The organism is Rhodanobacter sp. FW101-FHT13A11 (assembly GCF_058790335.1).
In genome coordinates this window covers 1-9,623 of sequence record NZ_JBYTCN010000027.1, presented here as the reverse complement: position 1 = coordinate 9,623, position 9,623 = coordinate 1, and the positions used below count along the sequence as shown (strand labels likewise).

General features: G+C 61.3%; 12 protein-coding genes. 2 read left to right on the top strand and 10 right to left on the bottom strand.

The features are described 5' to 3' along the window. Positions 1-291: 291 nt before the first annotated feature. The 10 genes from AC3WRN_RS16645 to AC3WRN_RS16600 all read right to left on the bottom strand — a co-directional run bounded on the left by AC3WRN_RS16645 (position 292) and on the right by AC3WRN_RS16600 (position 7,139). Positions 292-429 (bottom strand): YpsA SLOG family protein, encoded by a 138-nt coding sequence (locus AC3WRN_RS16645; protein ID WP_492623824.1) that lies wholly within the window; start codon positions 427-429, stop codon positions 292-294. A gap of 242 nt (positions 430-671) precedes the next feature. Next, positions 672-977 (bottom strand): addiction module antidote protein, encoded by a 306-nt coding sequence (locus AC3WRN_RS16640; protein ID WP_449422390.1) that lies wholly within the window; start codon positions 975-977, stop codon positions 672-674. Continuing rightward, a complete protein-coding gene (locus AC3WRN_RS16635; RefSeq protein ID WP_492623823.1) occupies positions 974-1,276 on the bottom strand; it encodes a type II toxin-antitoxin system RelE/ParE family toxin in 303 nt (100 codons plus the stop codon). Before AC3WRN_RS16635 ends, AC3WRN_RS16640 begins: the two co-directional genes overlap by 4 nt. 104 nt (positions 1,277-1,380) lie before the next feature. After that, a complete protein-coding gene (locus tag AC3WRN_RS16630; protein WP_492623822.1) occupies positions 1,381-1,866 on the bottom strand; it encodes a hypothetical protein in 486 nt (161 codons plus the stop codon). After that, on the bottom strand, positions 1,866-3,440 hold the full coding sequence (gene tnpC, locus AC3WRN_RS16625) for an IS66 family transposase (RefSeq protein ID WP_492623821.1): 1,575 nt from the start codon (positions 3,438-3,440) through the stop codon (positions 1,866-1,868). Before tnpC ends, AC3WRN_RS16630 begins: the two co-directional genes overlap by 1 nt. Positions 3,441-3,459: 19 nt before the next feature. Further along, positions 3,460-3,798: an IS66 family insertion sequence element accessory protein TnpB gene (tnpB, locus tag AC3WRN_RS16620; protein ID WP_492623820.1), complete on the bottom strand. Its 339-nt coding sequence runs from the start codon at positions 3,796-3,798 to the stop codon at positions 3,460-3,462. After that, positions 3,792-4,088, bottom strand: a complete 297-nt coding sequence (gene tnpA, locus AC3WRN_RS16615) for an IS66 family insertion sequence element accessory protein TnpA (RefSeq protein ID WP_492623819.1) — start codon at positions 4,086-4,088, stop codon at positions 3,792-3,794. Before tnpA ends, tnpB begins: the two co-directional genes overlap by 7 nt. A 193-nt stretch (positions 4,089-4,281) precedes the next feature. After that, a complete protein-coding gene (locus AC3WRN_RS16610) occupies positions 4,282-4,935 on the bottom strand; it encodes an XAC0095 family protein (protein ID WP_492623818.1) in 654 nt (217 codons plus the stop codon). 523 nt (positions 4,936-5,458) lie between these two features. Next, positions 5,459-6,667, bottom strand: coding sequence for an IS4 family transposase (locus AC3WRN_RS16605; RefSeq protein WP_492623817.1), 1,209 nt, complete (start codon positions 6,665-6,667; stop codon positions 5,459-5,461). Between the two features lie 157 nt (positions 6,668-6,824). Continuing rightward, positions 6,825-7,139 carry a WYL domain-containing protein gene (locus tag AC3WRN_RS16600; RefSeq protein WP_492623816.1) on the bottom strand — a complete coding sequence of 105 codons (315 nt, stop codon included), beginning with the start codon at positions 7,137-7,139 and terminating at the stop codon, positions 6,825-6,827. Between the two features lie 156 nt (positions 7,140-7,295). Here AC3WRN_RS16600 and AC3WRN_RS16595 point away from each other — a divergent pair, with 156 nt between their 5' ends. Both AC3WRN_RS16595 and AC3WRN_RS16590 read left to right on the top strand, forming a co-directional pair. Further along, the gene (locus AC3WRN_RS16595; RefSeq protein ID WP_492623815.1) at positions 7,296-9,176 is read left to right on the top strand and encodes an ATP-dependent nuclease; all 1,881 of its coding nucleotides are present in this window, start codon (positions 7,296-7,298) and stop codon (positions 9,174-9,176) included. Positions 9,177-9,178: 2 nt separating this feature from the next. Next, complete coding sequence (locus tag AC3WRN_RS16590) at positions 9,179-9,568, top strand: hypothetical protein (RefSeq protein WP_492623814.1); 390 nt, start codon at positions 9,179-9,181, stop codon at positions 9,566-9,568. Positions 9,569-9,623 lie beyond the last annotated feature (55 nt).

The window sequence follows — 9,623 nt, the reverse complement described above, 5'->3', positions numbered from 1 at the left end:
TTTTCATGGAACCTCCTCGGGAAAGACTACGAGAAAATTCCACTTCTGGCGTCAGCTAACCGGCGGGGGGATTACCCTGGTTCCATTTCGTAACCGGATCGCTGGAACTCACGGCGGCCATTCTGCTTTTCCGGGCGCCGAGTCGCCTGTTGGGCTCGGCGCTCGGTTGCACTGTGATGTTTGCCGCACTCGCGACCGTCATCATCCACGGCGAATACGGGCACGCTGTGCCACCACTCGTCGTGGCGACATTGTCACTTGTGGTCGGCTGGATAAGCTGGCGCAAGCGGCTCACCGTCTCAGCGTGACTGACAGCACGGTAACGGGCTCTGACCCTGAGGTTTGGCCGTGTGCGATGGCGAAATCCAGGCCAGCGCGATCGGCACCGGTCTGGCCGCCGGAAACGATGGTGAGGCTATTCGATATCACTAAATCTCACACCTGCCTTGTCGCTGTAAGAATTGTCCCTGACACCTTTTCGCCTCCTACGCAGCGCCGATTCAACACGCAGCGAAGGAAGGGTTGCGGTTTTCATGGAAACTCCGGATGCGATGCCATTGCGATTCATCTTGGCGCCATTCGACGACAGGAACAAATCGCCGGAGAGATGCCAGGGACGATTCCTGAACACAACGCGGGCTCGCGCGATGCCCGCGTACGGCCACGCAACTTCACTCCCGATCAGGCACCAGGGCCAGTCGATAGCCGAGCGCCTTCGCCACCTTCATGGTGTTGGCGAGGCTGGGGTTGCCTTCGCCCGACAGCGCCTTGTACAACCCGGCGCGAGTCATGCCGGCAGCTTCGGCCAACTGGCTCATGTTGCGTGCGCGTGCCACCGTGCCGAGGGCTTTGAGCATGAATACGGGGTCGTTGGGCGCTTCCTCCGCGCAAGCTTCGAGATAAGCGGCGATGTCCGCCTCGGTCTTGAGGTAGTCGGCGCTGTCATAACGGGAAAAGGTCTCTCGCACGCCTTTCATGATCCACGCTCCCACTCGGCTGCAATGCGCTGGGCCGTCTTGATGTCGATACGCTGGGTGCGCTTGTCGCCACCGGCCAGCACCACTACGAGCACCGCGCCACGCTGCATGAAGTACACCCGATAACCGGGTCCATAGTCGATCCGCAGCTCGCTGACTCCGCTGCCTACCGGCTTGACGTCGCCAAAGTTTCCGTCGGCTATGCGATCAAGCCGCGCCGCGATTCGTGCCCTGGCGCGAACATCGCGCAGGCCGCCGAACCAGGCATCGAAAGTCGCGGATTTGACCAGTTCAAACACAGGCGAAGTGTAAACTGTGGTTGTCACTCAATCAAGCCATCATGGGCGGTCGCGCACTCAACTCATGAAGTGCGTAAGCGTCCGGCGAGGACACATTGACTGGTTCAGCCGCCCTGTATCACACGATGAAGCAAGGTGTAGCCGACACGCCATTGCATGGCGTCCGATTGCAGCGTGACGGTCTTGTCGTTGAGCCGGACGATAGTGCCCTGATGCGGACGGCCGTCGCGGTCCTGGAAGCCCACGACATCGCCGACGCGGACCTCGTGACGCCCCAGCCCTTGCCTGGGTTGCTCCCGGATATCGGCATCCACGCCGTCGAGATTGATCGAGGCGTAGTCGACCAAGATGCGGTTTCCTGTCGGCAACTGCAGCACCACATGCTTGCGGCGAAGCTCGGCAACGATGCCCGAGTGCATGGCGTTGTTACGCGGATCGTAAAAGCCCACCGCTTGCCCCCGATGCACGCGGGCATGTACCGCCAGGATCCAGCGCGGATCATCCAGCTGACGGTCGATGGCCCAGCGCAGGCGATACAGGTCAAACGCCGAGGCCCGGCGCAAGGCCGTGATGATCGCGCTGTAGTCCATCAGGGGGTGTTCGGCAGGGGCAGCAGCGTGTCGATGTCGCGATCCTTCGTGGTGGGCAGCCGCGTGAGCACGTCAGTGAGCCATGCCTGCGGCTCATGGCCGTTGGCCTTGGCCGTCGCCAGCAGACTCATGATCGCCGCGACGCGGTTGCCCGCGGTTTCGGAGCCGGCAAAAAGCCAATTCTTCCGGCCAAGGGCGATCGGCCGGATCGCGTTCTCGATCGGGTTGTTGTCGATCGGATAGGCGCCATCGTCCGCATAGCGCGCCAGCGCGGGCCAGCGGCGCAGGGTGTAGTCGATCGCGTTGGCGGTGCCGCTGTTGCCGGCCACCTGGGGCCGCAGGTCGTCCAGCCATGCCTTGATCGCCTGCAGTGCCGGGACGGCATGCTTCTGGCGGTAGGCATGACGGTCGTCGATCGTCATGGCCCTCGCCTCGGCTTCGATCCGGTACAGCACCGCGATGCGTTTGATCGCTTCGCGAGCGATCGGGCTGCCGCTGGCCTTGTGCTGGTCGACAAACTTGCGACGCGCATGCGCCCAGCAACCAAGCTCGGTCATGCCGGCGGCAAACATCGCCTTGTAGCCGACGTAGTCGTCGACCATCAACGCGCCGCGGTAGTCACCGAGGAAGCGCCGGGCGTGCTGGCCGCTGCGGCTGGTACAGAAGTCGAACACGGTGATCGGTGGCCCGATGCCGCTGCGGTAAGCGAAAAGGTAACTGCGATGCGTCTTGCCTGTGCCGGGCTCGAGCATGCCCACTGGGGTCTCGTCGGCGTGCAACACCGGTAGCTGCAGCAGCGCGTCGCGCATCCGATCGACCAGCGGCTGCAGCGCCACCCCGCAGGCACCGATCCACTCGGCCAGCGTCGAGCGGGGAATGGCGATACCGCTGCGGGCGTAGATCGCCTCCTGCCGGTACAGCGGCAGGTGATCCACATACTTGGCCACCAGCACCTGCGCCAGCAGGTCCGGGGCGGCGATGCCGCGATCAATCACGGTCGGCGCCACCGGCACCGCGGTGATCGTCTCGCAGCCGCGGCAGGCGTACTGCGGATAGACGTCGCGACGCACAAAGAACTGCAGCGGCTTGCACGACAGCTTCTCGCTGACGTGGTCGCCAAGGTGCACCAGCTCGCCGCCGCACTGCCCGCAGGTGCAGGTGCTCGGCTCATGCCGGGTCTCGACGCGCTCCAGGTCTTCCGGCAGCGGACGGCGCTTGGGTGCCTGGCGCGGGCGATCCTTGGCCCGTTCATCGGCCGCTGGCGACTGCAGCGCTTCGAGCTCGGCTTCCACCGCGGCGATATCCGCCGCCATGGTCTCCTCGAATAGCGCGCGCTGGGCCGGATCCATCTTCTCTGAGCGGGCGGCGAACTGCGCGCGGCGCAGCCGCGCGATCTCCGCCGTCAGCACGCTGATGCGTGCTTCGCGCTCGGTGAGCGTGCGCTCGTGATGCGTGATCAGGGCCATCTGCTGCGCGATCTGCAGGTCGCGCTCGGCGATCAGCTGCATCTGTTGATCGACCAACACGCGTAGCGTCTGGACGTCCATATCAGCGGTGGAATGCGCGTAATCCATGGTCACGCAGCGTAGCGATTTACACGCGTGGCGCAAGCCTTTTTTGCGGACTCAAGCGTTGCCAGTCGACACCGGCACACAGCCATCCAAACTGCTCGGGGTCGAGCGACCAGGTGGTCGCACCGGCAGAGGGCCAGATGAAGCGGCCGTCCTGCAATCGGCGCACCGCCAGCCATGTCCCCTGCGCGTCACAGCACAGCACCTTGATACGCGTGGCCGCGCGATTGCGGAAGACATACGCGGCGCCGTCGAACGGGTTGCGGTCGAGGATCTCGCGTACATGCACCAACAACCGATCCATGCCGCAGCGCAGATCGATCGGTGCCGCCACCAACCACCAGCCGGCCGGGCTCAGCATGCCATCAGCGCCCGGATCATTGGTACCCACTGCGCTGCATCGCTACCGACCGGCAGGTGCACCTGCAGGCCGTTGGGCAGATCCACCGCCATCCGGTCCATCGGCGTGGACACCTGCGAAACGACGATTGGCAACAGCGCCTTGGCAGATGGCACCGCACCCAACTTGCCGCGCCAGTAACCAAAGCACGGCAGGCTCACGTCCTGTTGCCGGCAATATGCCGCCTGACTCTGGCCGCTGTCGCGCCACGCGGCCAGATGCCGCCTCCAGAATGCCGCCTTGCTATCCATGTGTTTGCTCCCGTTAAAACAGGCGCGTATCGCAACAGCTGCTGATGGCTCAGTACAGGTGAGGTGGCCGGACGGTTACTGAAGTGCTATGAAGTGCAAAAAAGGTGTCAGGGACAATTTGGCGGCTCCTGTTGCCGGCCGGAAATTATCCCTGACATTTTTCATGACACCTGTTCCGGTGGGCGGGCAGCGGTCACGCGGCACGTGACGCGTTGTCCACCACGGACAAACGCGGTCGCCCGGCATGGTAGGCGCCCCGCTCCTCGCGCACACCGGGTTTCGTCCCGCGCGCTGGCTTCAGTTCCTGCGCATTCACGTCGCCGATGATGTCGCGCAGTTTCTCCACGTCGCGGACGATGGCATCGCCCATGATAGACAGCGTGACGTCGGACAACTCGGCGTGATCGCTGCAGGTCACCACATTGCCAAGGGCCCGCAGGCTGTCGAGCAGCCGGTCGATCCCGTCGAACTGATCCAGGGTGACGCCGAAGAGGAAGCGGTTGCCGGCCTCATCCATCACCGGCTCGGCGGTGTCCGGTTCCGCGGCTACCGTGTCAGCCTCCGCTTCCGCATCGGCCTCGCATGCTGCCGCCCTGAGGCCACGCTCGGCCGGCCAGGAGAGTTCGTCCAGCACCTGTCCGATCTGCTCCTCCAGCAACTCCAGGCAGATCGCCACCTCGCCCGGGCGAATCTCCGAGAACCACTCCCGGTCCTCGTCCGGCCTGCGCGGTCGCGCCAAATTGGTCAGGAACCCCATGTATTCGCGTAGCTGCTTCAGCCGTAACTGGCTGTCCTCCGGCAGGAAATAGCCCGTCGTTTCCAGATCATCCGAATCGAACGTCGACATGGTCGCCTCCTAATTCCATGAAGTGCCCGTCCACGGCATGACGACGGACGGGAAGTCGGGAGGTTAGAAACCGCACACAGTCGGCGGGCTTATTCCCCTTGCGGGTGTTGTATTCGCCGCCCTCCCGACGCAGGCTTCGCGTCGGTTGCACCTACAAGGCACATAGGCACAAAAAACCCACCGGTTTGACGGAGGTGGGTACCGCTGTGTGGGGAGTTTCTACGCTCCTTGAAATGGAGTCTGCTATTGCAGCTGGATGGTGTCAACCGTCACGTCTTGTCCTGATCTCCAGGCACAGAAGTGGATACTTCGGCGATGTGCAAGCGCCTGAACTAGGGCCAGCCGCGAAGCGGCGACGGCTTAAATGAGCAAAAGGAAATCGGGATGGAGGAAGTCAGGAAGGCCAAGGCGGAAAAGATCTTGGGCCGCCCGGCGAGCATGCGAAAACCTGGGCGGCCCAAGCGAGCCGAAAACAAGCTCAGAGGCATTTAACCTCCTCCGTCCCTGAGGTTTCCCCACGTTTTCATGCTGTCACAGCCATCTGATCGAGCAGCGCCGGAGATGGCTTTCGTATCTGTTCCATGAGTTCGTCGAGCCTGACGTTTGACCATCGTCGCACCAACGCCTCACGGCCGAGTCGCATGATCGAGTACAGCCGTCGCTTCGATCGAAAAGGTGCCAGCCATTCGTCGATACCTGCCGTCTCGCACGCCATGCCGACCAGCCAACTGGCGAACGCTGCCATCGTATGAAGCAACAGCAGCACTTCGATACGCTTACCCTTGCGGGTCAAACTGTCCTCAAAGGCATGACCGTAGCGGTGGGATTTCAGATCCCGGAAGGACAGTTCAATCTGCATGCGCCGGGCATACAGCGCCACCATTTGTCGGGCGCTCAGGTGCCTCAGTGCAGGCGAGGCAACGAGTAGCCATGGCTCGCGTTCGCGGGCCGCGTTCTCTTGGCTCTTCTTGGTGCGTGACGGCATACCCTGACGGTTGCGTTGTCTGCGTCCCTGCGGTGGTCTGGCATGCACTACCACGCGACAGCACCAGGGCTTTGCACGCACCGTATCCATCAGCCCCAAGTCGCGCGGTGCAGCGACGGCCAGCTCGTAGAGCGCTCGGCACGGCACCCACGCATCCGGCGTATCCACCGCATCCGTGGGCTTCACCAGCGTGCGGTGGCGCAGCCGTCCCAACCAGTGCCAGCCCATGGCTTCGACAGCGCGAAACCATGGCGCGCGAAAGCCGGCATCGGTCACCAGAATCGGCCGCACATCCTCGGGAATCAGCGCCGCCAATCGCTGCAGAAATCGTTTCTCTGCCGCTGGCGAACCTTGTTGCCCATCGGGAAATACCATGTCCAGTATCGTCAGGGCCCGCCCGCCGACGGGAACCGCCGCGCGCAATAGATGCCAGCGCCGATCGGCTTTCAGGTCACACCAGTCCAGCACGATGACCGGATGCGGGCCGCGCAATAACCAGCGCGCCATGGCTCCGTGCACGTGTTCACGCTCAGCGTGCAGATGTCGATTACCCAGCAGTCGATCCAGTGCCTTCAGCGGCGCGCGGATGCGCTCCGCACCGGGCCACCCGCGGGCGACATCGATCAAGGTCAGACGACGGCCATGGATCAATGCTTCCACGGCACGCAACAACACGCGACGGCGCAGTGCATGCATCGGCTGCAGTGCCTCGCCCAGGCACTTTTGCAATACTTTGGTGGCGCGCATGGTGTGGTCTCCTCTGGCTTCGTAACCCGTGAGGATTGACCGCATCATGCGCGCACTGTTCCTTCAATCCGCATGCAACGCGTTGATTGAACGAGAAGATTCGTGGGGAAACCTCAGCCTCCGTCCCGGCTTCGGTAGGCATTTGCTCGGAGAGTTCTTACGACAAACCACATTGGACGTCGTGGAACGACTTACCACCATCGGCTTTGTATCCGTCTCGTGGCCCATCGAATGTCTGTTCGAGCACCGTGACTTGCGAAATGCCAGACAGCAGATAGATGCGCCAGCCCGGACCTCGCCCCGATTTTGTGGCACCCGTTAGGTACCAAGCACTCAACGCCAGCACTGCCTTATTGGTGCGAGCGACCATGTGAGGCTCCACCGTACGGAATCCAGGCTCGTCGTCGAGATTGTAGTAAAACCGAACAAGGCGTTGAGCTTTGATGGCGTTGCACAGATCAGCTTGTGACATTTCACACCTCCTTGGTGTTGAACGATCCAGCGAGATATTGCCCCACCGGGCAGCGAGTTTGGCGTTCGCACCCCAAAGGAGGGTAGCCTGTATAGCCGGCACAGGCGAAACGGACACTCATTCGTCGGTGGAAGGCAGAGGGAGCTGGAAGCAGCAATGAAGATCCAATCCGTTCGAATCAAGAACTTCCGCACGTTGAAAGACGTGACGATCCCCTTCGATTCCGTCACGACCTTCATCGGGCCGAACGGAGTCGGCAAATCAACGGTGCTTCGTGCGCTTGACTGGTACTTCAACGGCAAGCTCGGGTCGCTGACGGAGAAAGACTGCTCCTTCAGGGCGACTGACGAAGAAATCGAAGTTCAGGTCACATTCGCTGACCTCACGGATAAGGATCGGGGTGAGCTTGGCAAGTACGCTCCGGCAGGGGTTACGACATTCACCGCGTGGAAGCGTCGGGCCCCAGACGGGACTGAAAGTCTATCTGCGAACTCGAAGAGCTATGCGCCGTTCAATGCAATCCGCGGTAAGGGATCGGCTGCCGACAAGAAGGCCGCTTACAACGATCTGCGGAATTCTGATTCGTCGCTTGGTCTCTCGACTTGGAGCAGTGTCGATGCTGCCAACCAAGCTATGACGACGTGGGAAGCTGTTCATACCGATCAGCTCGTCGAAGCGCCGGAGTCCCTGCAGACCAACTTCTTTGGCTTCAACAGCGGCGGCAAGATGAGTGGACTGTTCGACTTCGTCCTGGTCACTGCTGACCTCCGGGCGAGCGAGGAGTCGATCGACGGGAGGTCGAGCATTCTCGGTCGAATCCTTGAGCGTTCAGTTGACCGTGCTGCTGCTGATGAGGAGATCACGAAGATTGTCGAAGAATCGCGCGCGAAGCAGCAGATAGTCTACGAGGAGAAGTTCAAGGCACAGCTCGAGGCCATGACGACACAACTCAACGAGGTCCTCACGTCCTACTCTCCCGGCCGGGCTGTCACGGTTACCCCCGCCGAGGTGGAACTCAAGGCATCTCGCACGATGTTCGACGTGGCCGTGCGGGATGGCGCAACCGAGACTGCTGTGGAGAGACAAGGACATGGTTTTCAGCGCACGCTTCTGATTTCGGCACTCCAGCTGTTGGCGCAGTCAGGTGCGGCGTCGGCAGAGGGTGTCATCTGCTTGGCGATCGAGGAGCCGGAACTCTTTCAGCACCCGATCCAAGCTCAGACGTTCGCGAAGGTGCTCCGGTCGCTCGCCGAGGACGCCGCAAAACGCATCCAAGTGACCTATGCGACTCATAGCCCCTTCTTTCTTGAGGCGCGACATTTTGACCAGGTCAGGCGGCTGACGAGGTCGTCTGACGAGACGCCAGTGGTCACTGTCCACCTTGCCACGGTTGCTGCTGTAAAAGCCAAGCTGAACGGAGTACTGAGACCGGATACAGTTGATCGCCAGCTTGATGGCATCGTGGCGAATCAGCTTGCGGTGGCGCTGTTTGCGCATCGCGCTTTCCTCGTGGAAGGAACGACAGAATCGTCAGTTTTCTACGGCATTGGCGATAAGAGCTCTCTCGGCTCGCTTGAGGCCGCTGGTGTCTCCATAGTCCCTGTAGGAGGCAAGACATCGATCCCGCTTGCACACGCGATTCTGACGTTGATCGGCATCCCGGTCTATGCGCTCTTCGATGCGGATGGCGGGTTTGAAGCGCATGCAAAAGCCAATGGGAAGGCGAAAGACAAGATCGAGGAGGACCGGAAATCCCACATAGCAGCGAATCGCGCGGCATTGAAGTATTTCGGTCTCTCTGAAGAGGACTTTCCATCGGCCATTGTTTCTGACGAGGTAGCAATCTTTGAGGATCACCTTGAAGCGTTCTTGTCGGAAAAATGGACCGAATGGTTCACGGCCTGCAAAAAAGTCGAGGCTGCCGCAGGTATCAGGCTCGCGAAAAATCAACTCGCGTACCGGACAGCGACACTTGAGGCCGAAGGAGAGGTGCCAAGGATGCTCATTGAGGTTCTGGCTAAGGCGAAGGGTAAATAGTCATGCATGAAATCATCTGCCCGCACTGCGGGAAAGCATTCAAGATTGACGAGGCCGGGTACGCGAACATCCTGAAACAGGTTCGCGACAATGACTTCGAGCAGCAGTTGCATGAGCGGCTTGAACTTGCCGAGCAGGACAAGCGGAACGCCGTCGAGCTCGCCCAGATGAAGATCGCCAGCGAGTCGCAGAGGGCTGTCGCAGCCAAGGACGCGGAGATTCAGGGCCTGAACTCCAAGCTCGATGCCATCGCGATTGCTCAGAAGCTGGCGATCACCGAGGCAGTGAGTGCGGCCGAGAAGGAGCGCGACGAGCTGAAGAGCGGCCTTGAGCGAGCAGAACTTGAGAAGCAGCTCGCCGAGAAGTCGCTCGGTAATCCCCCCGCCGGTTAGCTGACGCCAGAAGTGGAATTTTCTCGTAGTCTTTCCCGAGGAGGTTCCATGAAAA